We start from the raw sequence: 23,359 nt of genomic DNA on the forward strand, positions 1-23,359 counted from the left end.
GCAACAAGGTTGGAGCGGCAGGGGTCGTGTCCAACGCAAGGTCGCCTTGGCGTCCTGTTTATTCACCAGAATAAATCGAGGGATTCATGAAGGTTCTCGTAGCTGTCAAACGCGTGGTGGACTACAACGTCAAGGTCCGCGTCAAGGCCGACCAGACCGGTGTCGACCTGGCCAACGTCAAGATGTCCATGAACCCCTTCTGCGAGATCGCCGTGGAAGAAGCGGTGCGCCTGAAGGAAAAGGGTATCGCCAGCGAGATCGTGGTGGTGACCGCAGGTCCCGCCCAGGCGCAGGAACAGCTGCGTACCGCCCTGGCACTGGGCGCCGATCGCGCCGTGCTGATCGACACCGGTACCGCCGAGCTGTCGTCGCTCACCACGGCCAAGCTGCTCAAGGCGGTGGTCGACAAGGAACAGCCCCAGCTGGTGATCCTTGGCAAGCAGGCCATCGACAGTGACAACAACCAAACTGGCCAGATGCTGGCGGCCCTCACCGGCTTCGCCCAGGGCACCTTCGCCTCCAAGGTGGAGCAGGCCGGTGATGGCCTCAACGTGACCCGCGAAATCGATGGCGGTCTGCAGACGGTATCGCTCAAGCTGCCGGCGGTGGTGACCACCGATCTGCGCCTGAACGAGCCACGCTACGCCTCGCTGCCCAACATCATGAAGGCCAAGAAGAAGCCGCTGGAAACCCTGACCCCGGACGCCCTGGGCGTGGCGGTGAACGCCTCCTACGAGGTGGTCAAGGTGGAAGCCCCGGCCGGTCGCCAGGCAGGCATCAAGGTCAAGTCCGTGGCCGAACTGGTCGAAAAACTCAAGAACGAAGCGAAGGTGATCTGATGGCCATTCTCGTCATTGCCGACCACGACAACGCCAGCCTCTTCGGCGCCACCCTGAATACCGTGGCCGCGGCCCAGGCCATCGGCGGCGATATCCATGTACTGGTCGCCGGCCAGAATGCCGAGCCGGTCGCCGAGGCCGCCGCCAAGATCGCTGGCGTTAGCAAGGTGCTGCTGGCCGACAACGCCGCCTATGCCCATCAGCTGCCGGAAAACGTCGCGCCGCTGGTGGTCGAGCTGGCCGCCAACTATAGCCACGTGCTGGCCGCCGCCAGCACCAATGGCAAGAACTTCCTGCCGCGCGTGGCCGCGCTGCTGGACGTCGACCAGATCTCCGAGATCATCGCCGTCGAATCCGCCGACACCTTCAAGCGGCCGATCTATGCCGGTAACGCCATCGCCACCGTGCGCTCCACGGCCCCGGTCAAGGTGATCACCGTGCGCGCCACCGGTTTCGACCCGGTCGCCGCCGAAGGTGGTTCCGCCGCCATCGAAGCCGTGAGCCTGGTCAAGGACGCTGGTGTTTCCAGCTTCGTCGGCGAAGAGCTGGCCAAGTCCGATCGTCCCGAGCTGGGCGCCGCCAAGGTGGTGGTCTCCGGTGGCCGCGGTCTGCAGAACGGCGACAACTTCAAGATCCTCTACGCCCTGGCCGACAAGCTGGGCGCGGCGGTAGGTGCCTCGCGCGCCGCGGTGGACGCCGGCTTCGTGCCCAACGACATGCAGGTCGGCCAGACCGGCAAGATCGTCGCGCCCCAGCTGTACATCGCCGTCGGCATCTCCGGTGCCATCCAGCACCTGGCGGGCATGAAAGACTCCAAGGTGATCGTCGCCATCAACAAGGACGAGGAGGCGCCGATCTTCCAGGTGGCCGACTATGGCCTGGTAGGCGATCTGTTCGAACTGATCCCGGAGCTGGAAAAGGCCATCTAAGGTTTTTCGCCAGCCAAGAGCCCGCCCTTTGGCGGGCTTTTTCATGGGCGCGGCAAGCCTCTCGGCAGAGCCCTTGGCGTCAAGGAGGGGTGCGCCGGTTCCTTGTCGTTTTTGGACATTGCCGCCCCGGGAAGGGAAGCGGTAAGGTCGAGGCTAGCTGTACCGGTATACCTCCAGAATAGCCTGCTACTGTTCCGCTCTCGTCCAGGAAGACGCCATGACCAACCTGTTGCTCTATCAGCGCATCGCCCAGCAATTGGCGAACGATATCCGCACGGGGGTCTACAAGCCCGGCGAGCGGGTGCCGTCGGTGCGCAAGCTGAGTCAGCAGCTGGGCGTGAGCCATGCCAGTGTCCTGCAGGCCTATGCCACCCTGGAAGACCAGGGCCTGATCCGTGCCCGACCGCAGTCGGGATTCTATGTGCACCAGACTCCGGCGCTGACCGCGCCGACGCCGGATATCGCCACGGTGGAGCGACCGAGCCTGGTGACCCGCGCCGGCATCATCAGCCAGGTCCTCGCCGAATCCCGGCGCGAAGGGGTGGTGCCCCTGGGCATGGCCGTGCCCCAGACCGATTACCTGCCGCTGCGGGCGCTGCACCAGCAACTGTCCAAGGTCACCCGCTTCCAGGCCCGTGCGGCTTTCTCCTATCTGCACAGTCCGGGCTTCGAGCCCCTGCGCCGTCAGGTGGCGATCCGTCTGCGCGATGCCGGGGTGGTGGTGGGGCCGGAGGAGGTGGTGATCACCCATGGCTGCGTGGATGCCCTGCAGATGTCGCTGCGGGTGCTGACCAAGCCGGGCGATCTGATCGCCACCGAGTCACCGTCCTACTATGGTCTGTTGCAACTGGCCGAGGTGCTCGGCCTCAAGGTGATCGAGATCCCCTGCGACCCCGAGACCGGGCTCAGCGTCGAGGCGCTGCAACTGGCGGCCAGCCAGTGGCCGGTCAAGGCCCTGGTGGTCACCGCGCGCCTGAGCAATCCCCTGGGTGGCAGCATGCCCGAGGCACGGCAGAAGCAGCTGCTCAGGCTGGCGGCCGAGCGCAACATCGCCATCGTCGAGGACGACATCTACGGCGAACTGACCTATGAGAGCGGCTCCAAGGCGCTCAAGGCTCTCGACAAGCAGGGGCGCGTTATCTACTGCTCGAGCTTTTCCAAGACCCTCTCACCCGGGGTGCGCATCGGTTGGGTGGTGGCCGGACCCTATCAGGAAGACATCTGCCGGCTGCAGACCTTTACCACCCATTCCGCTTGCAGCGTGACCCAGATGGGCGTCTCGGCCTATCTGGAGAACGGTGGCTATGATCGCCACCTGCGCGCCATTCGCCAGGAATACCGGCGCAACATGACCGCCTTCCAGCTGGCGATCCAGGAGCACTTCCCGGAGGGCACCCAGATGAGTCGGCCCAAGGGTGGCTTCATCCTTTGGGTCAGCCTGCCGATGCGGGTGGATACCCGCCTGCTGCATCAGCGGGCGCTGGATCAGGGGGTGAGCATCGCCCCGGGCATGATCTTCAGCAACACCGACCAATTCAACCACTGCATCCGCCTCAATTGCGGGCTGCCCTGGGGGCGTGATGCCCAGCGGGCGCTGATGACCCTCGGACTGCTCGCCCGTCAGCTCTGCCAGGAAACCCTGGCCGCCTAGCGGCGCCCTCGGAACCCGCTGCCGGCCAGGAAGGTCGGTTGTAGTGACTGACTCCTGTCGCGTCTGCCGCTCCGGTCCAGGCGCGATGCCTTGAGTGGTGGGCCCATGCGTGAATACCTGGCGATGATGGCGCTGGCAGTGCCCCTGCTGCTGGTGGGTTGCGACAATGATTCGCCGCCAACGACGGCCAAGACCTCTTCCGCACCAACGCCTGCGCCGATGGCCCAGTCGCCGGTGAGCAAAGCGCCACCCGCCACTGCCGCCGATCTGCGCGCGTATCGGCTGGATCCGCTCCCGGCTAAGGCCTTGGTGCTGCCTGCGCCGCCGCCGAAAAAGCGGGACCTGGCCAAGAACAGTCAACTCAAGAAACCTGCCGTGCCCAAGGCCACGCCGACGCCGGCCCATCCGCTCGACCTCAGCGTACCCAGTGAGGCCGATACGCCTCAGGCCTTGAGATCGCATCCCGGGGCTGCCAAACGGGTTGAAAACAGCGTGGCCGAAGCAGGTCTGCTGCCGCAGCTGTTTCGCAAGGAGGACGACCCTGGTCGTTTCGAACTGGGCGGTCGAGTGATCAGCCGGGATCGCAGCGACGATTTCGAAGGCGCGGAAGTCGAGTTGCGCTTTCGCCGCTAGTTCGATGAGGACGGCCTGCCGTTGTTGAACAGCGGTCCGGAACTTACTCGCCACGACGCTTGCCGACAGTTCAGGTGGCGGACACAACGTCCGCCTGGATTCGGGAGCGTTCCATGCCCAGTGCGACAGGCAAGATTCGTTATGCGGTGGTAGGTGGTGGCTGGATTTCCCAGGGCGCCTTTATGCCTGGGGTCGGCCAGACCGGCAACTCCGAGATGACCGCTCTGGTCACCGGCGATCCCATCAAGGCGCGGGACTTGGCCGCCAAGTACGGCCTCAAGAGCTACAGCTACGAAGAATTCCCGGCGCTACTGTCATCCGGCGAGATCGATGCCATTTACTTGGCCACGCCCAATTTCCGCCATCTGGAATTCGCCGTACCGGCGCTGGACGCCGGCATTCACGTCCTGCTGGAAAAGCCCATGGCGATCAGCGAGGAAGAATGCCAGGCGATCAATGCCGCGGCGGAGCGCTCCGGAGCCAAGCTGATGATCGCCTACCGCCTGCACTGTGAGCCGGGCACGGTGGAGATGATCGAGCGCGTGCGCAAGGGCGAGATCGGCGATCCGCGCCTGTTCACCGCGACCTTCACCCAGCCGGTCGATACGGCCAACCACCGCGCGCAGAGCGGCTTCTGGGCCGGCCCGGTCACCGACATGGGGCCCTATCCGCTCAATGCCGTGCGGGCGCTCTTTGCCGACGAACCCATCGAAGTCAGTGCGGTGGGCGTGCAAACACCCGGGCGCGATGTCACGACCTGGGATGCCGTGGCCGTGACCCTGCGCTTCCCCGAAGAGCGGCTGGCGAGCTTTACCGTCAGCTTCAGTGGTCCCAATACCGAGCGTTTCCAGCTGGTGGGCCGCGAGGGCGAGATCGAGGCCTCGCCGTGCTTTGGCTTCGGTGAAGGCGTCGCCATCAGCTATCGCCTGACCGTGGACGGGGAGACCGAGGAATTCAAGGCGCAGGTGGTGGACCACTTCGGCGGCGAGACGGCCTATTTCTCCGATTGCATCCTGCAGGATCGGCAGCCGGAAATGGACGGGGAGGAGGGCTGGCGCGACGTGCGCGTGCTGGCTGCCATCGAGCGCGCCCTGGAAAGCGGTCAGCCGCAACGCCTAGACCCGCTACCCAAACGCCAGGGACCGACCCGTGAGCAGGTACGCAGCCTGCCGCTGGCGCAGGTGCCAGAGTACGTCAATACCAAGGCGCCGTTGGAGTCCTGACGAAGCAAGGCCCTGCAGCACGCTGGTGTGGCAGGGCCTTGTCTGGGATCCAGGGTGCGCTTAGCGGTCCTGGGCCTCCTTGGCATCCATCTCGGCATTGCGCTGCCGGATCTTGGATTTCTGTTCGTCGGTCAAGGGCACCTTGCGGGCCGTGTCCTTGAGCATGAGCAGGCTGCCGACCACCGAGCCGATGGCGACCAGCAGGATCAACCAGGCATACCAGGGCATCTTTCTTCTCCTTGAGTGGCTGTAAGGCTTCGACCACGGGAGAGCTTATCAGTGCGCCCGGCAAGTCGTGTTCGTACGCTTCAGCCAGGCGGCATAACCCAGGTCGTAGAGCCAGTTGAACGCCAGGGTATAGGGCAGGAAGAACAGGATCAGTCCCAGATCCAGCAGCAGGGCCTGCCACAGGCTGATGGACAGCCACCAGGCGGCCAGTGGCACCAGCACCAGGATCAAGCCACCTTCGAAGCCGAGGGCGTGCAGCAGCCGTACACCCAGGCCACGGGTGAAGCCCAGGCGCTGTTGCAGCCGATCGAAGCCCAGATTGAACACCAGGTTCCAAAGCATGGCGATGGCGGAAAAGGCTGCGGTGAGCAGGCCCATGTGCCCTAGAGACCGATCCAGCAGCCAGGCAAGGGTTGGGGTGGCAAGCAGTACCGCGATTCCCTCGAACAGCAGGGCGTGCAGGATGCGGGCGCTGGCGGGACGCTGGGTGAGCGGGCTGGACATGAGACGACTCCACGATGGACAGGCCTTCAGTCTCATCGGTTAAGCTAGGGAGATCAAAATGGTATCCATAGGCTGAGCCGATATGTATCCCAATGCCGAAGCCCTGGAGGCCTTCGTCGAGGCCGCTGCAGCAGGCTCCTTCAGTGCGGCAGCGCGGGTGCTGGGCAAGCGCCAGTCCAGTATCAGCGAGAGCATTGCCCGGCTGGAAGACGAACTGGGTGTGCTGCTGTTCGATCGCCAAGGCCGCTATCCCCTGCTCACGGCGGCCGGCGAGCAACTGCTCGACCAGGCCCGCGCCGTGCTATCGGCTCACGATCGCCTGGCCAATCGCGCCACCCAGCTGGCGGCCGGGGTGGAGCCACGCCTGACCCTGGTGATCTCCGATACCTATCAGCCCACCCGCTATGAGGCGCTGCTGACGGAGCTGGACCAGCGCTATCCGGATCTCGAATTCGAATGCCTGATCGCCGAGGACGCCGATGTGCTCAACCTGGTGCAGGGGCGGGCGGACCTGGGCCTGCTGGCGGGTCAGCCACCCTATCCGGCGGATATCGAGGCGGCGACCCTGGATGGCCTGGTGACCTTTGGCCTCTATGTCGCTGCCGATCATCCGCTGGCCGCGCTGGAGCGGGTCACACCGGCTGACCTGGCACCCTACCGGTTGCTCCGTCTGAGCACCGTGACCGAGGCCTCCCAGCAGGTCAGCCGCCTGCCGGATACCCGTGGCCGCTGCTGGTCGGCCCCGGACTATCTGCTGCTGCTGGACATGGCGGTGCAGGGCTTCGGCTGGGCCGAGCTGCCGCTGTGGCTGGTGACGACCTTCGGCCAGGGCCGCCTGGTGGAGCTGGCCGTGCCGGGCTGGCCGCAACGGGTGGCGGTGGACGTGGTCTGGTCGCGGCGGCGGCCGCTGGGTCCGGCGGGCAACTGGCTGCGCGAGCGATTGCTCAAGCCGAGTTGAAGGAGGGGGGCGCATGCAGACAGCGGCCAAGTGCCGGCGCGGCGCTTTTCTGCGAAAATGCCGGCCTTTGCCGTTTTGCCGAGAGCTCCCATGTCCGCCTGCCCGTCTCCCATCATCGTCGCCCTGGATTTCCCTTCGTCGTCCGCTGCCCTGGCGCTGGCCGACCGGCTCGACCCCGCCAGCTGCCGGGTCAAGGTCGGCAAGGAGCTGTTCACCGCCAGCGCCGCCGGGGTGGTGGAAGCCCTGCGCACGCGTGGCTTCGAAGTCTTCCTCGACCTGAAATTCCACGACATCCCCAATACCACCGCCATGGCGGTCAAGGCCGCGGCGGAAATGGGCGTCTGGATGGTCAATGTCCACTGCTCGGGTGGCCTGCGCATGATGACCGCCTGTCGCGAGACCCTGGAGGCCTTCCAGGGCCCCAAGCCGCTGCTGATCGGTGTCACCGTGCTGACCAGCATGGAGCGTGAGGACCTGGCCGACATCGGCCTGGACGTGGATCCCCAGGAGCAGGTCTTGCGCCTGGCCGGCCTCGCCGCCCGCGCGGGAATGGACGGCCTGGTGTGCTCGGCCCAGGAGGCCTCGGCGCTCAAGGCCGCGCAACCGGCGCTGCAACTGGTCACTCCCGGCATCCGCCCAGCCGGCAGCGCCCTGGACGACCAGCGCCGCATCCTGACTCCACGCGAGGCGCTGGGCGCCGGCTCCGACTACCTGGTGATCGGTCGACCCATCGCCCGTGCCGCCGATCCGGCGCGCGCCGTGGAAGACATCCTCGCCACCCTGAAATAAGCGGTAAACCTCCAGGGCGGCGGTCGCCAGCAAAAGGTGCTGCTATTCTCGTTCTGCAGGCCGACGCCTTCTCGCGTCGGCGCAAGGCGAGAGACCTCAGGGTATGCACGATAGGTTGAACGCCTGTCTCAAGGCGGTAGACGGCGTTTTGTTGGGCAAGGAAACCCAGGTCAGGCTGGCGCTGGCCTGCCTGCTGGCACGGGGGCACCTGCTGATCGAAGACCTGCCCGGCATGGGCAAAACCACCCTCAGCCATGCCCTGGCCAAGGTGTTGGGGCTGTCCTTCCAGCGTATCCAGTTCACCTCGGATCTCTTGCCCGGCGATATCCTCGGCACCTCGGTGTTCGATCGCGACAGCGGCCAGTTCGTCTTCCATCCCGGGCCGGTGTTCGCCGAGTTGCTGCTGGCCGACGAGATCAATCGCGCCACGCCCAAGAGCCAGAGCGCGCTGCTGGAAGCCATGGAAGAGGGGCAGGTGACCATCGAGGGCGCCACCCGGCCCTTGCCCGATCCCTTCTTCGTCATCGCCACCCAGAATCCGGTCTCCCAGGGCGGCACCTTCGCCCTGCCGGAATCCCAACTCGACCGCTTCCTGATGCGGCTGTCGCTCGGTTATCCCGGCCGCGCTGCGGAACGCGCCCTGCTGCTCGGTGGTTCCGGACGCGACCAGCTGCCGCGGCTGGAGCCACTGCTGGATCATGCCCAGCTGCGGCTGATCCAGGCCGAGGTGCCGCGCATCCATGCCAGCGAGGCGGTGGTGGACTACGTACTGCGCCTGGTGGAAGCCACCCGCACCCAGACCTCCTTCGCCCTCGGCCTGTCGCCCCGCGGCAGCCTGGCGCTGCTGGCCGCGGCGCGGGCTTGGGCGCTGCTGGCGGGCCGTGACCATGTGCTGCCCGAGGATGTCCAGACGGTGCTGCCAGCGGTGGCCGGGCATCGCCTGCGCGACATCGCCGATCCCGCCGGGCACGGTGGCGGCGCCCTGGTGCAATGGCTGCTGCGCGAAGTCCCGGCGCTGTGACCGGCGGCGCCTGGCAGCGCTATCGAGACGGCTGGCTGGCCCGACGGATTCCCCCGGCCACGCGCATCACCCTCGATCAGCGGCGCATCTTCATTCTGCCCACCCGCCAGGGCGGCGCCTTCGCCATCGCCCTGCTGCTGATGCTGCTGGCCGGCATCAACTACCAGAACAGCCTGGCCTATGGCCTGACCTTCCTGCTGTTTTCCCTGGCGCTGGTGGCCATGTTGCACACCTATCGCAACCTGGCCGGCCTGCAACTGGCCAGTGGCGGCGCCAGCCCGGTGTTCGCCGGAGAGGCCGTCGGCTTTCGCCTGCGCCTGGAGAGCGATCGCCGCGCGCACCAGGGGATCGCCCTGGGCTGGCGCAACGAGCCGCTGATGCTCAGCGACGTACCAGCGGGGGAGAGCGTCGCCCTGCAGGTCTTTCATCCGGCGCCGAGCCGTGGCTGGCTGAGGCCCGGGCGACTGCGGGTGGAGAGCCGTTTCCCCCTTGGCCTGTTCGTCGCCTGGAGCTGGTTGGACCTGGACGTACGCGCCCTGATCTACCCGCAGCCACTGGCGACCACGACACCGCTGCGCAGTGGCCAGGCTGCCGGAAGCGAAGAGGGCCAGCGCCAGACGGGGCAGGGCGCCGACGACTTCCAGGGGCTGCGGCCCTATCAGCCGGGCGATTCGCGTCGGCGGCTGGACTGGAAGGCCTTTTCCCGAGGCCAGGGCCTGCTGGTCAAGGACTTCACCGCCCTGGCCGGTAGCGAACTCTGGCTGGATTTCAGCGTGCTCCATGGCGACACCGAGACGCGGCTGTCCTGGCTGTGCCAGGCGGTGCTCGATTGCAGCGCTCGCCAGCTGCGCTTCGGCCTGAGGGTGCCCGGGGTAGAGCTGCCGCCGGCTAGCGGCGAAAGCCATCGCGACGCGGCGCTGCAGGCTCTGGCCCTGTTCGGGCGGCCGGCATGAGTGGCGCCGTGCCGCAACCCATTCCGCGCATCGCCCTGATCTGGCTGCTAGTGGCCCAGGCCCTGGTGATCCTGCCGCACCTCACCCATCTGCCGCCCTGGGTCGGGCTGCTCTGGGCCTTTTGCGCCGGCTGGCGGGTGCTGCTGTTTCGCATGAGGGTGCGGGCGCCGACGCGGATCGAAAAGGGCGGCCTGCTGCTTTTGACCATGGGCGGCATCTGGCTGTCGCGCGGCTCCTTCATCGGCCTGGACGCCGGCGCCGTGCTGCTGCTGGTGACCTTCGCCCTCAAACTGATCGAGATGCACAGTCGCCGCGATGCCCTGGTGGTGATCTACCTGGGTTTCTTTTCCGTAGTGATCGCCTACCTGTTCGAGGACGGCCTGCTCGCCGCGCTCTACAGCCTGCTGCCGGTGACCGCCCTGGTGGCGGCGTTGATCGGGTTGCAGCAGAGCATCCTGGCCAGCCGCCCGCTGGCGACCCTCAGGGTCGCCGTCACGCTGCTGCTGCAGGCGGTGCCGCTGATGCTGCTGCTGTTCCTGGTGTTTCCCCGTATCGGTCCGCTGTGGTCGCTGCCGCAACCGGGCGACCAGGCGCGCACCGGGCTGGGCGACAGCATGGCGCCCGGGGAGATCGCCCAGCTGTCGCAGTCCGCCGAGCGGGTGTTCAGGGTGAGCTTCGACGGCGAGCGGCCGGCGCAGCGCGACCTATATTGGCGGGCCACCACCTACGAGCGCTTCGACGGCGCGCGCTGGTCGGTCGACCCCGACACGGCCTGGAGTCCGGAGCCGGCCTGGACGCCCGTTGGACCCCGGCTGGACTATCAGGTGGTGATGGAGCCGAGCGGTCGACCCTGGCTCTATGGCCTGGACGTGGCGCGCAGCGATCAGCGTGACGTGCGCCTGGCCAGCGACTTCCATCTGCAGCGCCGCCGTCCGGTGGACCAGGCGTTGCTCTATCGGGTATCCAGTTGGCCACAGGCGACCCGCGAGGCGGAGCGGCTGTCCGCGTCCAGCCAGCGCCGAGCGCTACAGCTGCCCAGCGGCGGCGAGCCGCGCACCCGCGCCTGGGTGACCGGGCTCAAGGCGCGTGCGCCGACCCCTGAAGCCCTGGCCCAGGCGATCCTGGCCTACTTCCGCCAGCAGCCCTTCGTCTACACCCTGCAGCCGCCCACGGCCAGCGTCGATGCCATCGACGCCTTTCTCTTCGATAACCGTCGCGGTTTCTGCGCCCACTATGCCGGCGCCATGACCTTCGCCTTGCGGGTGGCGGGTATCCCGGCGCGGGTGGTGGCGGGCTACCAAGGTGGCGAATTCAATGCCGCGGGTGGCTATCTGCTGGTGCAGCAATTCGATGCCCATGCCTGGGTGGAGTACTGGCTGCCGGGGCGGGGCTGGATCAGCGTCGATCCTACTGCCCAAGTGGCGCCCGAGCGGGTCGAGCGCGGCTTGCAGGAGGCTCTGGCGGCCCAGGGCGCGGCCAGTGAATTCCTCGCGGACAACCCCTTCGCCGCCAATCGCTATCGCGACTTGGCCTGGCTCAATGAGCTGCGTCTGGGCTGGGACCGGATCAACTACGGCTGGCAGCGGTGGGTGCTCAACTACCAGGAGGATACCCAGGGCGAATTGCTCAAGCGGTTGCTCGGCGAGGGCTCATTGCAACGGCTGGGGCTGCTCCTGGCGCTGCTGGTATTGGGCGTGCTCGGGGTGATGACGCTGCTGGTGCTCAAGCCCTGGCAGCGGACCCGGGATCCCTTGCTGGCACGCTTCGCCCAGTTCGAACGCCTGCTGGCACGCCAGGGGGTGACGCGCAAAAGCGGCGAAACGGCTGGCCGCTTCGCCGGGCGCGCCATGGCGGAACTGCCAGCGGCACGCGCGGCGATCCTGGCCTTTGCCCAGGAATTCCAGGCGCAGCGCTATGCCGGTCGGCCGCAGGACACGGCGGCTCTGGCCGGGACGCTGAAGCGATTGAAACGCCAGCTGCGTGGCCGTCAGGCGCGCAGCGACTGAGGCACGGGAAGGGCGTCAGGCGCTTGCAGGGCGAAGGCTACCAGGCAGACGACGGCCGCCAGGATCAGCGGTTGAGGGTGTGCATTGCCCAGCGCCTGGGCAATGCAGCCCAGGCCCAGCAACAACAGCACGGCGGAAGTGAGGGTGGTGACCGAGCGCATGACGGTTCTCCGAAAACGTGCGGGCATCTTGCCGCCTGTCGGGCAACCGTGCGAATGCGCTCTCGCTATGGAGGCTATAGGCGCAACTGGCGGATCGCCTGATTCAGGGTTCCTGCGAGGGCGGCCAGTTCGGTGCTGGTGCTGGCCGACTCCTGCGTCAGCAGCATGGTCCTTTCCGTGACATCGCGGATGCCTACAACCGACCTGCTCATCTCTTCCGCCACCTGAGCTTGCTGTTCCGCGGCCACGGCGATCTGGGTGTTGCTGTCGCGCATCAGGGTCACGGCGGCGGTGATGTCGGCCAGGGCCTGCCCGGCGGCGCCGGCCTGGACCACGCAGTCGTCGGCCTTGAGCGAACTCTCGCGCATGAATTCCACGGCATCGCGGGTGCCCGCCTGGAGACCGTCGACCATGCGGGTGATCTCGTCGGTGGAACCCTGGACGCGCTTGGCCAGGTTGCGTACCTCGTCGGCCACCACGGCGAAGCCACGGCCGGCCTCGCCGGCGCGGGCGGCTTCGATGGCGGCGTTGAGCGCCAGGAGGTTGGTCTGCTCGGCGATACCGTGGATGACGTTGACCACGCTGGTGATGCGCTCGCTGTTCTCGGCCAGCTCCTGGATCATCACCGCGGTCTGCTGCACGCCCTGGGACAGGTCGGCGATAGAATGGCTGACGCGCTCCACCGCCTGCTGGCCGGCGCCGGCCAGGCGGTCGGCTTCCTGGGACTGGTCGCGGGTGCCGGCGGCGTGCTCGGCGATCTGCTGCACGGTGGCGCTCATCTCGTTGATGGCGGTGGCGGCCTGATCGGTCTCGTGCTGTTGATCCTGCATGCCGCCGCGGACGCCCTGCATGCCGCTGGCCAGGCGCCCGGCGCCTTCGTCCAACCGCGAGGCGCTGGCGGCCACGGTACCGACGACGCGGGTGTAGCTGTCCTGCATGGCGTTGAAGGCCTGGGTCATCTGCCCGACCTCGTCATGCCCGCGCACCTCGACCCGGGCGGTGAGATTGCCGTCGCGCTCCACCCGCAGCATGGTGTCCTTGAGGCGTTGCAGATTGCCGAGGATGAAGCGGATCAAGAGCTGCGAGGCCACCAGCAGCACCAGCATCAGCACACCCACGGCCAGGGCGTATTCCGGCGCCCGGGCGATGAAGATGTCGCCGAAGGTCGGGGCGCTCAGCTTGGCCGCCGCGTCGCCCACGGCGGCCTTGACCGCCTTGAGCTGTTCGGCGCGACCGGAGACTTCCAGCTGCATGGCGAACAGCACCAGCAGCAGGCTGGTGACGAAGGCGACGGCATTGACCGCCCAGAACTTGTACTTGAGAGAGATATCGCGCAGCCAGGCAAACATAGGGGGCCTCCAGTCGGCGGGGCCGCACAGCCTGGCAGGCCGGCGCGCCCCGGATCTTGACTGGCGTCAACGTCCCGCGAACAGGGGCGCAACGCCGTGGAACAAGCCCTGAGTTTAACGGCCCGCGCGGCCTCGACTTTAGCGCAGCGGCGTCCTGCGCCTAGTCGAATTCCTCGACCCGCTCTGGCACGGCGATCTCCGGCAGCGCAAAGAAGGCACGAGCGGTGGCGGTGGTGTGCAGGGCGGTCTGCTCGGCCGTTTCGTCGCGCAGGCGCGCCACGGTACGCAGGATCTCGGGGAGGAAGGCCGGTTCGTTGTGGCCATGGCGCGGCTTGGGTCTGAGGGTGCGTGGCAGCAGGTAGGGGGCATCGGTTTCCAGCATCAGCCGCCCGACCGGGATCTGCCCGACCAGCTCGTGCAGGTGCAGGCCACGGCGCTCGTCGCAGATCCAGCCGGTGATGCCCAGGTGCAGGTCGAGATCCAGATAGCCATAGAGCGCCTTGCGCTCGCCGGTGAAGCAGTGCACCACCGCCGCCGGCAGATGGTCGCGATAGTCGCGCAGGATCGCCAGCATTCGCTCGCTGGCGTCGCGCTCATGGAGAAACACCGGGCGGTGTAATTCGGCGGCCAGCGCCAGCTGTTCCTCGAAGCAGCGCTCCTGCTGCGGTCGCGGGGTGAAGTCGCGATTGAAATCCAGGCCGCATTCGCCCAGGGCCCGCACCTTGGGTTGGCTGACCAGGTCACGCAGGGTCCTGGCAGCGGCCGCGTTCCAGGTCGAGGCTTCGTGGGGATGGACGCCGGCGGTGCTGAACAGCGCTTCGCCTGCGTCCAGGCGCAGGCAGAGATTGAGGGCGTTCTCGCTGTCTTCCAGGGTGGTACCGGTCAGCACCAGTTGCATCACACCGGCGGCCTGGGCCCGCTCGATCACCGCGTCCACTTCCTTGAGCAGACTGGGGTGGGTGAGGTTGACGCCGATGTCGATCAATTGCATGGTGCGGACCTTCTACAGACTTTGTTCTCTCATTCTATCCGTAGTCCGGGTGCTATCGGCGCTGTCCCGGCCAGGTCAGGAGTCCTGGATGCCGTTTCGATTCACCCTTGCCATCCTCGGCTGCCTGCTCGCCGGTTCCGTCCAGGCGCGGCTCGGCGCCCTGCCACCCGAGGCGCCGCGCCATGTCGCGGCCCGCGATCTGGTCGCCATCGAGCGTGCCGGAGAATTGCGCGTCCTGGTCAACCAGAGTCGCCACAGCTCCGGCGAATGGAACGGTCAGGCCCTGGGCATCGAGTATCGGCGTCTGGAGGCCTTCGCCCGCTACCTGCGGCACCAACCCGGGGGCCGGCCGTTGCGCCTGGTCCTTGTCCCCAAGGCCAAGGACGATCTGCTGGCGGCGCTGCAGAGAGGCGAGGGCGATCTGGTGGCGCCGGGCGAAACCCTGCTGCCACCGCCGCATTCGGCGCTGATCGCCGCGTCGGTGGCGGCGCCCACCAGCCTGGTGGTGGTGGGTGGGCGCGGCCAGCGCCTGCCGCGTCAGCTGGAACAACTGGCCGGGCGCCGGGTGGTGCTGCCCCAGGGCAGCGCCGCCGGACCGGCCCTGGCACGGCTCAACGCCCAGCTGGAAAGGCGCCGGCTGCGGCCGGTACAGGTCGAGTGGGCCGATCCTACCCTGGCGGTGGAAGACGTCCTGGAACTGACCCAGGCCGGCATCTATCCGCTCACCGTCGTCGAGTCCGGGCTGGCCCACCGCTGGGCGCGGGTGCTGTCGCGTCTGCGGGTGGCCGATCGGGTGGTGGTGGCCCATGACCAGGCACAGCTCTGGTATCTGCGCACCCCGGCGCACCAGCTCGCCGAACGGATACGGGCCTTCGCCCGGCAACCCCAGGCGCATGATGACGACAAGGCCTTTCGTCAGGCTTCTGCGCGCCGCTACCAGGTGCGCGATCCGCTGCAAGCCCACGACCGCAAGCGCCTGGCCCAGGTGCGACCGCTGCTGCAACGCTACGCCAAGGCCTACGACTTCGACTGGCTGACCCTGGCCGCCATGGCCTACAAGGAGTCCGGCCTGGATCCCCACGCCCGCGGCGCCGGACGCGCCGCAGGATTGCTGCAGATCACCCCCCGGGCGGCGCGCAGTGTCGGGGTGCGCAACCTGCATTCCGCCGAAGACAACGTCAAGGCCGCCACCCGTTATCTGGCTCGCCTGCGCCGGGAATTCTTTTCCAGTCCACGCCTGACCGAGCGCGAACGCCGTGCCTTTACCCTGGCGGCCTACAATCTGGGCCCGGAGCGTGTCCAGGCGCTCAGGGCCAAGGCCCGCAAACAGGGGCTGGACGGTGATCGCTGGTTCTTCCAGGTCGAACGCATCGCCGCCGAGGAGGTGGGCATCGGGGTGGTCAACTACGTGGCCAGCGTCAACAAGTATCGGGTGGCCTTCAGTCGCGAACGAGCGCGTCTCGAAGCGCCGGCAGTGGCCACGACGAACGCCAAAGGTGCCAGGCACGAAGACGGTTGAGGGTCGCTTGACAGGGCGGTCGAGCCCTCCCTAGGATGATCCTGCGCCGATTTAAACAGCAACTTGCGGGGCGCTCCCAAATACCGCTAAAGCGCTGGACGGAACAGGCCTCGTACTACCGCCCAGCTGGATCCACGAGGCGGAATTTCGTCCATGCTACCGCTCCCGCTACGCCTTACCCCGCTCACCCAGGGCAAGCTCGCCTGTCATCCGGCCATCCTGCTCGGCGGTCCCGATCAGCCCACCCTGCTGCGCTATCTCGAAGGCTGGCCCAAGCGCTGGCCCCACAGCCGTACCCTGCAGATCCGTTTCGCCGACCGCGCCGAGCAGTTGCGCGGCTTCGGCGACGACAGCTTCGACTTCGCCGTGGTGCAGTCGCCGGGCCAAGCCGATCTCGCCGCCCTGGTGCGGGAATTGACTCGGGTGGCGCGCCAGGGCGTGATTACCCGACGGCGCTAGCACAGGTATCCGCCAGCTTGAAGCCGCCCTTGCCGCCGAGCTTGGTGGTGTAGAGCGCCTGGTCCGCCCGCGCCAGCAGGGTCGGGCTGTCCTCCATGGCCCGCTGCAGGGCGATGCCGATGCTCACGCTCGTGCCCTGTGACACCAGGCGTCCGAGGATACGCCGGGCCAGGTCCCGAGCCCCGTCTTCGGTGGCGTCTTGCATCACCAGCAGAAACTCGTCGCCGCCCAGGCGTCCGGCGAAATCGCTCTGCCGCACGCTCAGGGTCAACACCTCGCCGCAGGCTTGCAGCAGACGATCGCCGGCAGCATGGCCCTGGGAGTCGTTCACGCCCTTGAAGTCGTCCAGATCGATATAGAAGACGGCCACGCGCCCGGACTCCGAGCGAGGCCGGTACAGGGCGCCTTCGAGCAGCGCGAGAATGCCAGCGCGATTGTAGAGTCCGGTCAGGCTGTCGTGAGTGGCATGCCAACGGCTATCGACTTCGGCCATCAGGGCGCGCACCAGGGTGCGGTTGAGCCTGTCCAGCAGCATCCAGTTGGCCGTCAGATAGAGCGGTGCCTGCAGCAGGAACAGTCGCAGCATGGGCTCGGGCTGGAACAGGGTGGCCAGTTTCATCGGAATGTCGGTCAGCAGGATCTGCAAGAAGGCATAGCGCGGGATGCCCTGGTTGCGCATGGTGATGGCACCGTTCATGGCCACCGCCGAGGTACAGCCCAGCACCTGCAGCACCACATCGCCGCTGAGGACGCAGGCGGCCGTGCCCAGGCCCAGGGTGGCCGTCCACAGCAGCCCGAGTAGCAGGGAGACTTCGCTGAGCCGCGGCGGCGCGAGCCCTTCCATCAGCTGGATGCAGTGCAGCAGCAACAGGCGGGTGATCCAGATCAGGGTATCGAGAATCATCCAGCCGATGAACAAGGGCGTGGGATGCAGGAGGGCGCAGGTCCAACTGATCAACAGACTGTTCAGGGCCCCGACGAACATAGAGCCCCGCGAGGAAAACGGGCCGGCCAGCAGCTGCCGCAGCAGATTTTCGTCGAGCGGGTCCCGGCTGGTCACGAGCCAGCGCAGTAGGCGTTGATTGGGCAAAGCGTAAAGCGTCGGCGCTCTCATGCAGCGAATCCTTGCTTGAGAAGGTGGCGGTCCTCCGCCGGTTGCGCCCTAGATGTTGCCCTATTTATGTGACTTGAATCACATTTTTTCAGACGGAAGCGCCTGCCGAAGCGATCAGTTATCGAGGTACTCGATCTCGACGATATACCAGCACTGTTCGCCGGCCGGCGTCTGCAGGCGGACTTCCGCGTCCAGTGCCTTGCCCACCAGGGCGCGCGCCAGGGGCGAGTCGATGCTGATGAGATTCTGCCTGAGGTCCAGTTCGTCCGGGCCGACGATGCGGTAGCGCTTTTCGGCGCCCGCTTCGTCTTCCAGGGTGACCCAGGCGCCGAAGTAGACCTTGGTCGGATCGGCGGGCCGCTCGTCGATCACCTTGAGATTTTCCAGGCGTTTGCGCAGGAAGCGTACCCGGCTGTCGATCTCGCGCAGCATCTTCTTGCCGTAGATGTACTCGGCGTTCTCCGAACGATCACCCAGGGCGGCCGCCTCGCTCACCGCCTGGGTGACCTGGGGCCGGCGCACGTTCCACAGCTCGTGGAGTTCGGCGCGCAGCCGGGCTTCGCCGGCGGCGGTGATCAGCGGCGTGCCGGCGGTGCGCGGCGGACGATAACGACTCATGGATCAGCTTTCTCTCAGGATGAGTAACGGACTGGCGGTAATGGCCCGCCGCGTGCCCAGCAGACCGGCCGCGCCGACCAGCAGGGCGCCCAGCACCGGCAAGAGCAGCAGCCAGGGATGGGGTTGCCAGTCCAGGTCGAAGGCCAGCCGGTAGAGCAGGGCGCTGACGATCTCGCAACCGAGCGCCGCGAGCAAGCCGCTGGCGCCGCCGAGCAGGATGAATTCGGTCCGCCGCGCTCGTTGCAGCAACTCGCGCCGGGCGCCCAGCGCACGCAGGAGGGCACCCTGGCGAATGCGCTCGTCGAGGGTCGCCTGCAAGCCGGCCAGCAGCACGGCGATACCGGCGGCCAGCACGAACAGGAGCACGAATTCCACCGCCACGCTGACCTGGCGCAGGATGCTGCGCAGCTGATCGAGCAGGGCGTCGATGGGCAGCAGGGTCACCGCCGGGAATTGCCGGGCCAGGGCCAGCAACTCGCGGTCATGACCCGGCGGCAGGTAGAAGCTGCCCAGGTAGGTGAAAGGCACGTCCTCCAGGGCGCCCGGGGCGAAGATGACAAAGAAGTTGGGCTGGAAGTTGTCCCAGCCGACCTGGCGCAGGCTGGTGACCCGCGCCTCGATCTGACGGTCGCCGATGACGAAGCCCAGGGTGTCGCCCAGCCCAACGCCGAGGCTGCGCGCCAGCTCGCTTTCCAGCGAGACGCCGGGCAGATCGCCGGCGGGCAGCGCATCCCACCATTGACCGGCTTCCAGGCGGTTGCCGTCCGGCAACCCAGCCGACCAGGTCAGATTGAGGTCGCGTCGAGTGGCGCGACCGCCGCGGGAGTCGTCCTCCAGGCCTTCCTGGGCCGGATGCCCTTTCACGCTGACCAGGCGGCCCTGGACAATGGGGTAGAGCGGACTGGCGTGGGGTGAAAGGCCAGCCACCGCCGAGGCGAAGGCCTGGCGCTCGTCCGGCAGCACATTGAGGGCGAAGTGATTGGGCGCTTCGGCTGGCAGTTGCGCCTGCCAGCGTTCCAACAGCTCGCCCCGCAGCAGCACCACCAGGCTCATGGCCAGCAGGATCAGGCCGAAGGCCAGGGTCTGGCCCACCGCCGCCAGCGGATGACGCAGCAACTGGCCCAGACCCAGCCGCCAGGCCAGGGGCGCACCTTGCATGGCCCGACGCAGGCCGCGCAGGGCCAGGTACAGCAGGCTGCCGAACAGCAGGCCGGCGACCAGGCCGCCCACCAGCAGCGCCAGGGTCAGGCGCAGATCCAGCGACAGGCGCCACATGATCAGCCCCAGGGCGAGCAGGGCGCAGCCGTAGACCAGCCAGGTCCGCAGGGGCACGGGTTGCAGATCGCTGCGCAACACCCGCAGCGGCGGTACCCGGCCCAGGGCGGCCAGGGGCGGTAGGGCGAAGCCCACCAGGGCTACCAGCCCGGTACCCATGCCAGCCAGCGCCGGACCGATTCCGGCCGCTGGCAGGCGCGCTGGCAGGAGTCCGTGCAGCAGTTCGAACAACACCAGCTGTGCCAGCCAGCCGAGCAGGGCGCCGAGCAGACTAGCCGCCAGCCCCAGCAGGCCCAGTTGCAGGCCATAGAGCAGCAGGGCATCACGGCGGGTCAGGCCCAGGCAACGCAGCAGGGCGCTGGCGTCGAAGCGCCGCGTGGCGAAGCGATTGGCTGACAGCGCCACGGCCACGCCCGCCAGCACCACCGCCACCAGACTGGCCAGGCCGAGATAGCGCTGGGCGCGCTCCAGAGCGTTACCCAGCTGCCGATTGCCGTCGCCCGGTCCCTCGAAGCGCTGGTTGGCGGCGAGAGCCGGCGTGAGCGCCTGGCGATAGGCGGCCAGGGCCTGGGCTTCGCCGCGCCAGAGTTCGCGATAGCGCACCCGGCTGCCGGGCTGGATGACCCCGGTGGCGGCCACGTCGTCGAGATTGATCAGCACCCGCGGCGTCAGGCTGTAGAAGTCACCGGCGCGATCCGGTTCATAGGTGAGCACCCGGGTGATGGTGAGGGCCTTGCGCCCAATGTCCAGACGATCCCCGACCTTGGCGTCCAAGGCCAGCAGCAGGCGCGGCTCGACCCAGGCCTCCCCGGGCGACGGGGCGCCACCCGGCTGGTCGGGCGCCTCCAGCGCCACGGCGCTGCGCACCTCGCCGCGCAGCGGAAAGTTGGCTTGGACCGCCTTGACGCTGGCCAGCTGCAGGGCCTCGGCACCCGCCGCCATGGTGCTGAAGTTGAGCGAGCGGCTGTGGTCGAGGCTGAGCCGCAGACCGGCGTCCACCTGCTCCGGTCGCGCCGGTTCGCTGCCCAGCAGCACCAGGTCGGCGGCGAGGAATTCGCTGGCGCGATTCTCCATGCCCGCGCCGAGGCGGGCGGTGAAGTAGCCGATGGCGACGCTGGCGGCGACCGCCACCACCAGCGCCAGGCAGAGCATGCGGATCTCGCCGGCGCGGAGCTCGCGCAGACTCTGGCGCCAGGCCAGTCCGAACAGCCGCGTCAGCGGTAGACCGGTACGCCTCATGCCGCGACCTGCCGGCCGCCTTCCAGGCGCAGTTGGCGGGCGCAACGCGCGGCCAGGCGCTCGTCATGGGTCACCAGCACCAGGGTCGTGCCCCGCTCGCGATTGAGCTCGAACAGCAGATCGCTGATGTGGGCGCCGGTGCGGCTGTCGAGATTGCCGGTGGGCTCGTCGGCGAAGAGGATACTGGGGCGCGGGGCGAAGGCGCGGGCCAGGGCCACCCGCTGCTGCTCGCCCCCGGAGAGCTGGCGCGGGTAGTGCCGCAGTCGCTCGCCCAGGCCGACCCGTTCGAGCAGGGCCACCGCCTGCTCGCGGGCCTGGCGCGCACCCTCCAGCTCCAGCGGCAGCATGACGTTTTCCAGCGCGGTGAGGCTGTCCAGCAACTGGAAGGACTGGAAGACGAAGCCCACCCGTTCCGCACGCAGGCGGGCGCGGGCGTCTTCGTCGAGGGTGTCCAGGCGCTGGCCGGCGAGATGCACCTCGCCGCTGCTGGGCAGGTCGAGACCGGCCAGCAGCCCCAGCAGGGTGGACTTGCCGGAACCCGAGCTGCCGACGATGGCCAAACTGTCGCCGGCTTCCAGTTGCAGATCCAGCGCCTGGAGGATTGGCAGCGCGCCTTCCGCGCCCGTGACGACCTTGCTAAGGTCGCGTGCCAGCAAAATGACTTCGCTCATGAGGTATCCGATGCCGTATTCGAGGGGCCCGCACGCGGGCGGCTGTGGCGAGTTAGAGTCAAAAAGCCGGACGAAGTCCAGCGCACCTTTGCGCCAAGGCATTGCCTGGCTGCTGGCCCTGCTCTGTCTGACCCTGACACCGCTGGCCATGGCGCGCACCCTGCTGGTGGTGGGCGACAGCATCAGCGCTGGCTACGGCCTGGCCGAGGGTCAGGGCTGGGTGCGGCTGCTGGAGCGGCGCCTGCAGGAGCAACAGCTCGACTATCAGGTGGTGAATGCCTCCATCAGCGGCGACACCACCACCGGTGGCCTGGCGCGACTGCCCAGACTGCTGGCCGATCACCAGCCCGAGGTGGTGGCCATCGAGCTGGGCGGCAACGACGGCCTGCGCGGTCAGCCCCTGGCCCAGATCGAGCGCAACCTCACGGCCCTGGTGGCGCAGGCCAAGGCCCAGGGTGCCCGTGTCCTGCTGCTGGGCATGCGCCTGCCACCCAACTACGGGCCGCGCTATACCGACGGCTTCGCCCAGGTCTACACGGACGTGGCCAAGGCCCAGCAGGTGGCCCTGGTGCCCTTCCTGCTCGAAGGGGTAGGGGGCGATCCCGCCTTCATGCAGCCGGACGGCATTCATCCCCAAGCCAATGCCCAGCAACGGCTGCTGGACAACGCCTGGCCGCAGCTGCAGCCGCTGCTGCGCGACTGAACGTCGGACTTTTCCCCGACGGGGCTTTCCGCTAAGGTTGCGCGCCCCGCCGGTCCGGCCAATCGACCGCCCGGCGGAACCGCCCCTGGAGTATCCCGATGTCCCGCCTTTCCCGGTCCATGCACGGTTATCAGCTGATCCAGCCCGATGCCCAGCTCGACCTGTTCGCCTGCCGCGAGGGTCGGGTCCATATCGTCGCCCGGCAGCTGGAGCTGGGCTCGCCTACCGACCGGACCCTGTGCGGCACCCTGCTGCCGGCGCGGCCGCGGCTGCACCCGCTGGATCGCCGCGGACTGGCGCTCAAGACCCTGTGCCCGGCCTGCCTGCAGCGGTTGCAAGGCGCCAAACGGGGGCTGCCCAATCCGTTACAGGCTTTTTGAGGCCCTGCCGGACGCGGATCGAGGCGTGTACAATTCGCGCCGTCACCTTTTTGCTCCTTGCAAGGATTCATCCCATGCCCGCGCGCGTTTCGACCCTGGTCGGTTCCCTCTCGCTGTTTGGTCTGTTGAGCGCGGGTACGGCGCAGGCACTGGAGTTGCCGCTGCCGCCGCCCGGTGAAGACGTGGTCGGCGAGGTTCAGGTCATCAAGGCCGCCTACGAAGACACCTTTGCCGACCTCGGCCAGAAGTACGACCTGGGCTACACCGAGATGGTGGCCGCCAACCCGGGCGTGGATGCCTGGCTGCCGGGCGCCGGTACCGAGATCGTGCTGCCGACGCGCTTCATCCTGCCGCCCGGCCCGCGCGAAGGCATCGTCATCAACATCGCCGAGTACCGTATGTACTACTACCCCAAGGGTGGTCACTCGGTGTTCACCTATCCGCTGGGCATCGGCCGCGAAGGCTGGGGCTCGCCCATCGGCGTGACCAAGGTGGTGGACAAGATCAAGGATCCGGCCTGGTATCCGCCGGAGTCGGTGCGTGCCGAGCATGCCGCCGAAGGCGATCCGCTGCCCAAGGTGGTGCCGCCTGGTCCGGACAACCCCCTGGGTCCCTACAAGATCCGTCTGACCCTGCCGGGCTATCTGATCCACGGCTCGGACAAGAAATTCGGCATCGGCATGCAGGTCAGCCATGGCTGCTTCCGCATGTACAACTTCAATGTGACCGAACTGGTCAGCATGCTGCCCGTGGGTACCCCGGTGCGCATCATCGATGAGCCCTACAAGTTCGGCGTGAGCCAGGGCAAGCTCTACCTGGAAGCTCACCAGCCGGTGACGGTGAAGGGCGATCCGACCGAGATCGACCGTCAGGCCGCGGTGGTCAATGCGTTGATCAAGCGTGACGACCTGCTGCAGGCCAACAGCGCGGTGAATTGGAACACGGTGCGTGACGTGGTCCAGGGCCAGGACGGCCTGCCGGTGGAAATCGCCGACCTGCCTGCCGGCATGGTTACCGGTACGGTGGCCAAGGCGCCCGCCAAGTCGCTGTGAGCTGGACTGGCTGAGCGCGCTCAGCCGGCCAGGCAAACAAAAAGCCCGCCATCTGAGAGTGGCGGGCTTTTTTGTTTGCTCCGGGAAAGGCGAC

At 67.5% G+C, this 23,359-nt stretch carries 23 protein-coding genes and 2 pseudogenes; 15 read left to right on the plus strand and 10 right to left on the minus strand.

The window, feature by feature from the left end; all coding sequences use genetic code 11:
* Positions 1-86: 86 nt before the first annotated feature.
* The 5 genes from C722_RS0118245 (at position 87) to C722_RS0118265 (ending at position 5,275) form a co-directional block, all read left to right on the plus strand.
* Positions 87-839 (plus strand): electron transfer flavoprotein subunit beta/FixA family protein, encoded by a 753-nt coding sequence (locus tag C722_RS0118245; protein ID WP_017641893.1) that lies wholly within the window; start codon positions 87-89, stop codon positions 837-839.
* A complete protein-coding gene (locus C722_RS0118250) occupies positions 839-1,768 on the plus strand; it encodes an electron transfer flavoprotein subunit alpha/FixB family protein (protein WP_017641894.1) in 930 nt (309 codons plus the stop codon). The genes C722_RS0118245 and C722_RS0118250 overlap by 1 nt, the downstream gene beginning before the upstream one ends.
* Positions 1,769-1,985: 217 nt before the next feature.
* Positions 1,986-3,419 (plus strand): PLP-dependent aminotransferase family protein, encoded by a 1,434-nt coding sequence (locus C722_RS0118255; RefSeq protein WP_017641895.1) that lies wholly within the window; start codon positions 1,986-1,988, stop codon positions 3,417-3,419.
* A 105-nt stretch (positions 3,420-3,524) separates the two neighbouring features.
* Positions 3,525-4,052, plus strand: a complete 528-nt coding sequence (locus C722_RS25140) for a hypothetical protein (protein WP_017641896.1) — start codon at positions 3,525-3,527, stop codon at positions 4,050-4,052.
* 113 nt (positions 4,053-4,165) lie between these two features.
* The gene (locus tag C722_RS0118265; RefSeq protein ID WP_017641897.1) at positions 4,166-5,275 is read left to right on the plus strand and encodes a Gfo/Idh/MocA family protein; all 1,110 of its coding nucleotides are present in this window, start codon (positions 4,166-4,168) and stop codon (positions 5,273-5,275) included.
* A 60-nt stretch (positions 5,276-5,335) separates the two neighbouring features.
* Here the strand turns inward: C722_RS0118265 and C722_RS25900 are convergent, their stop codons facing one another.
* Positions 5,336-5,503, minus strand: coding sequence for a DUF2897 family protein (locus C722_RS25900; protein WP_017641898.1), 168 nt, complete (start codon positions 5,501-5,503; stop codon positions 5,336-5,338).
* A gap of 48 nt (positions 5,504-5,551) precedes the next feature.
* Positions 5,552-6,007 (minus strand): multidrug/biocide efflux PACE transporter, encoded by a 456-nt coding sequence (locus C722_RS0118275; protein WP_017641899.1) that lies wholly within the window; start codon positions 6,005-6,007, stop codon positions 5,552-5,554.
* An 82-nt stretch (positions 6,008-6,089) separates the two neighbouring features.
* Between C722_RS0118275 and C722_RS0118280 the strand changes: the two genes are divergently transcribed.
* The 5 genes from C722_RS0118280 to C722_RS0118300 all read left to right on the plus strand — a co-directional run bounded on the left by C722_RS0118280 (position 6,090) and on the right by C722_RS0118300 (position 11,734).
* Positions 6,090-6,965, plus strand: coding sequence for a LysR family transcriptional regulator (locus tag C722_RS0118280; RefSeq protein ID WP_017641900.1), 876 nt, complete (start codon positions 6,090-6,092; stop codon positions 6,963-6,965).
* Positions 6,966-7,055: 90 nt separating this feature from the next.
* On the plus strand, positions 7,056-7,754 hold the full coding sequence (gene pyrF, locus C722_RS0118285) for an orotidine-5'-phosphate decarboxylase (protein ID WP_017641901.1): 699 nt from the start codon (positions 7,056-7,058) through the stop codon (positions 7,752-7,754).
* 103 nt (positions 7,755-7,857) lie between these two features.
* Positions 7,858-8,775, plus strand: a complete 918-nt coding sequence (locus C722_RS0118290) for a MoxR family ATPase (protein ID WP_026083939.1) — start codon at positions 7,858-7,860, stop codon at positions 8,773-8,775.
* Complete coding sequence (locus tag C722_RS0118295; RefSeq protein WP_051226177.1) at positions 8,745-9,728, plus strand: DUF58 domain-containing protein; 984 nt, start codon at positions 8,745-8,747, stop codon at positions 9,726-9,728. The genes C722_RS0118290 and C722_RS0118295 overlap by 31 nt, the downstream gene beginning before the upstream one ends.
* Positions 9,725-11,734, plus strand: coding sequence for a DUF3488 and transglutaminase-like domain-containing protein (locus C722_RS0118300; protein WP_017641904.1), 2,010 nt, complete (start codon positions 9,725-9,727; stop codon positions 11,732-11,734). The genes C722_RS0118295 and C722_RS0118300 overlap by 4 nt, the downstream gene beginning before the upstream one ends.
* Here the strand turns inward: C722_RS0118300 and C722_RS0118305 are convergent.
* From C722_RS0118305 to C722_RS0118315, 4 genes and pseudogenes are all read right to left on the minus strand, one after another.
* Positions 11,716-11,895 (minus strand): hypothetical protein, encoded by a 180-nt coding sequence (locus C722_RS0118305; RefSeq protein WP_017641905.1) that lies wholly within the window; start codon positions 11,893-11,895, stop codon positions 11,716-11,718. The two genes, C722_RS0118300 and C722_RS0118305, sit on opposite strands and share 19 nt — an antisense overlap.
* Positions 11,896-11,969: 74 nt before the next feature.
* Positions 11,970-12,500, minus strand: a pseudogene (locus tag C722_RS27145) (methyl-accepting chemotaxis protein); the annotation flags it as partial.
* Between the two features lie 333 nt (positions 12,501-12,833).
* A pseudogene (locus C722_RS27150) lies at positions 12,834-13,244 on the minus strand (HAMP domain-containing protein); the annotation flags it as partial.
* Between the two features lie 160 nt (positions 13,245-13,404).
* Complete coding sequence (locus C722_RS0118315; protein WP_017641907.1) at positions 13,405-14,235, minus strand: TatD family hydrolase; 831 nt, start codon at positions 14,233-14,235, stop codon at positions 13,405-13,407.
* A gap of 88 nt (positions 14,236-14,323) precedes the next feature.
* Between C722_RS0118315 and C722_RS0118320 the strand changes: the two genes are divergently transcribed.
* Together C722_RS0118320 and C722_RS0118325 are read left to right on the plus strand one after the other, a co-directional pair.
* Positions 14,324-15,754, plus strand: a complete 1,431-nt coding sequence (locus C722_RS0118320) for a transglycosylase SLT domain-containing protein (protein WP_017641908.1) — start codon at positions 14,324-14,326, stop codon at positions 15,752-15,754.
* A 153-nt stretch (positions 15,755-15,907) separates the two neighbouring features.
* On the plus strand, positions 15,908-16,213 hold the full coding sequence (locus C722_RS0118325) for a hypothetical protein (protein ID WP_017641909.1): 306 nt from the start codon (positions 15,908-15,910) through the stop codon (positions 16,211-16,213).
* Here the strand turns inward: C722_RS0118325 and C722_RS0118330 are convergent.
* The 4 genes from C722_RS0118330 to C722_RS0118345 form a co-directional block, all read right to left on the minus strand.
* Positions 16,197-17,327: a diguanylate cyclase gene (locus tag C722_RS0118330; protein ID WP_081594603.1), complete on the minus strand. Its 1,131-nt coding sequence runs from the start codon at positions 17,325-17,327 to the stop codon at positions 16,197-16,199. The genes C722_RS0118325 and C722_RS0118330 overlap by 17 nt on opposite strands.
* A gap of 114 nt (positions 17,328-17,441) precedes the next feature.
* Positions 17,442-17,945 (minus strand): transcription elongation factor GreB, encoded by a 504-nt coding sequence (gene greB / locus C722_RS0118335; RefSeq protein ID WP_017641911.1) that lies wholly within the window; start codon positions 17,943-17,945, stop codon positions 17,442-17,444.
* A gap of 3 nt (positions 17,946-17,948) precedes the next feature.
* The gene (locus C722_RS0118340; protein WP_017641912.1) at positions 17,949-20,459 is read right to left on the minus strand and encodes an ABC transporter permease; all 2,511 of its coding nucleotides are present in this window, start codon (positions 20,457-20,459) and stop codon (positions 17,949-17,951) included.
* Positions 20,456-21,130 (minus strand): ABC transporter ATP-binding protein, encoded by a 675-nt coding sequence (locus C722_RS0118345; protein WP_017641913.1) that lies wholly within the window; start codon positions 21,128-21,130, stop codon positions 20,456-20,458. The genes C722_RS0118340 and C722_RS0118345 overlap by 4 nt, the downstream gene beginning before the upstream one ends.
* A 148-nt stretch (positions 21,131-21,278) precedes the next feature.
* Here C722_RS0118345 and C722_RS0118350 point away from each other — a divergent pair, with 148 nt between their 5' ends.
* From C722_RS0118350 to C722_RS0118360, 3 genes are all read left to right on the plus strand, one after another.
* A complete protein-coding gene (locus C722_RS0118350) occupies positions 21,279-21,833 on the plus strand; it encodes an arylesterase (RefSeq protein WP_236712144.1) in 555 nt (184 codons plus the stop codon).
* 98 nt (positions 21,834-21,931) lie between these two features.
* On the plus strand, positions 21,932-22,213 hold the full coding sequence (locus tag C722_RS0118355) for a hypothetical protein (RefSeq protein WP_017641915.1): 282 nt from the start codon (positions 21,932-21,934) through the stop codon (positions 22,211-22,213).
* Positions 22,214-22,287: 74 nt separating this feature from the next.
* Positions 22,288-23,265, plus strand: coding sequence for a L,D-transpeptidase family protein (locus tag C722_RS0118360; RefSeq protein ID WP_017641916.1), 978 nt, complete (start codon positions 22,288-22,290; stop codon positions 23,263-23,265).
* Positions 23,266-23,359 lie beyond the last annotated feature (94 nt).

Source organism: Pseudomonas sp. 313 (assembly GCF_000316965.1).
Classification (GTDB): Bacteria; Pseudomonadota; Gammaproteobacteria; order Pseudomonadales; family Pseudomonadaceae; genus Chryseomonas; species Chryseomonas benzopyrenica.

What these genes read in the sequence shown, in the direction of transcription:
- C722_RS25140 (WP_017641896.1), top strand. Translation starts at nt 3,525, where the DNA reads ATGCGTGAATACCTGGCGATGATGGCGCTGGCAGTGCCCCTGCTGCTG.
- C722_RS0118300 (WP_017641904.1), top strand. Translation starts at nt 9,725, where the DNA reads ATGAGTGGCGCCGTGCCGCAACCCATTCCGCGCATCGCCCTGATCTGG.
- C722_RS0118250 (WP_017641894.1), top strand. Translation starts at nt 839, where the DNA reads ATGGCCATTCTCGTCATTGCCGACCACGACAACGCCAGCCTCTTCGGC.
- C722_RS0118245 (WP_017641893.1), top strand. Translation starts at nt 87, where the DNA reads ATGAAGGTTCTCGTAGCTGTCAAACGCGTGGTGGACTACAACGTCAAG.
- C722_RS0118315 (WP_017641907.1), bottom strand. Translation starts at nt 14,235, where the DNA reads ATGCAATTGATCGACATCGGCGTCAACCTCACCCACCCCAGTCTGCTC.
- greB (WP_017641911.1), bottom strand. Translation starts at nt 17,945, where the DNA reads ATGAGTCGTTATCGTCCGCCGCGCACCGCCGGCACGCCGCTGATCACC.
- C722_RS0118355 (WP_017641915.1), top strand. Translation starts at nt 21,932, where the DNA reads ATGTCCCGCCTTTCCCGGTCCATGCACGGTTATCAGCTGATCCAGCCC.
- C722_RS0118345 (WP_017641913.1), bottom strand. Translation starts at nt 21,130, where the DNA reads ATGAGCGAAGTCATTTTGCTGGCACGCGACCTTAGCAAGGTCGTCACG.
- C722_RS0118295 (WP_051226177.1), top strand. Translation starts at nt 8,745, where the DNA reads ATGGCTGCTGCGCGAAGTCCCGGCGCTGTGACCGGCGGCGCCTGGCAG.
- pyrF (WP_017641901.1), top strand. Translation starts at nt 7,056, where the DNA reads ATGTCCGCCTGCCCGTCTCCCATCATCGTCGCCCTGGATTTCCCTTCG.
- C722_RS0118265 (WP_017641897.1), top strand. Translation starts at nt 4,166, where the DNA reads ATGCCCAGTGCGACAGGCAAGATTCGTTATGCGGTGGTAGGTGGTGGC.
- C722_RS0118320 (WP_017641908.1), top strand. Translation starts at nt 14,324, where the DNA reads ATGCCGTTTCGATTCACCCTTGCCATCCTCGGCTGCCTGCTCGCCGGT.
- C722_RS0118255 (WP_017641895.1), top strand. Translation starts at nt 1,986, where the DNA reads ATGACCAACCTGTTGCTCTATCAGCGCATCGCCCAGCAATTGGCGAAC.
- C722_RS0118305 (WP_017641905.1), bottom strand. Translation starts at nt 11,895, where the DNA reads ATGCGCTCGGTCACCACCCTCACTTCCGCCGTGCTGTTGTTGCTGGGC.
- C722_RS0118275 (WP_017641899.1), bottom strand. Translation starts at nt 6,007, where the DNA reads ATGTCCAGCCCGCTCACCCAGCGTCCCGCCAGCGCCCGCATCCTGCAC.
- C722_RS0118360 (WP_017641916.1), top strand. Translation starts at nt 22,288, where the DNA reads ATGCCCGCGCGCGTTTCGACCCTGGTCGGTTCCCTCTCGCTGTTTGGT.
- C722_RS0118330 (WP_081594603.1), bottom strand. Translation starts at nt 17,327, where the DNA reads ATGAGAGCGCCGACGCTTTACGCTTTGCCCAATCAACGCCTACTGCGC.
- C722_RS0118325 (WP_017641909.1), top strand. Translation starts at nt 15,908, where the DNA reads ATGCTACCGCTCCCGCTACGCCTTACCCCGCTCACCCAGGGCAAGCTC.
- C722_RS0118290 (WP_026083939.1), top strand. Translation starts at nt 7,858, where the DNA reads ATGCACGATAGGTTGAACGCCTGTCTCAAGGCGGTAGACGGCGTTTTG.
- C722_RS0118280 (WP_017641900.1), top strand. Translation starts at nt 6,090, where the DNA reads ATGTATCCCAATGCCGAAGCCCTGGAGGCCTTCGTCGAGGCCGCTGCA.
- C722_RS0118350 (WP_236712144.1), top strand. Translation starts at nt 21,279, where the DNA reads ATGGCGCGCACCCTGCTGGTGGTGGGCGACAGCATCAGCGCTGGCTAC.
- C722_RS0118340 (WP_017641912.1), bottom strand. Translation starts at nt 20,459, where the DNA reads ATGAGGCGTACCGGTCTACCGCTGACGCGGCTGTTCGGACTGGCCTGG.
- C722_RS25900 (WP_017641898.1), bottom strand. Translation starts at nt 5,503, where the DNA reads ATGCCCTGGTATGCCTGGTTGATCCTGCTGGTCGCCATCGGCTCGGTG.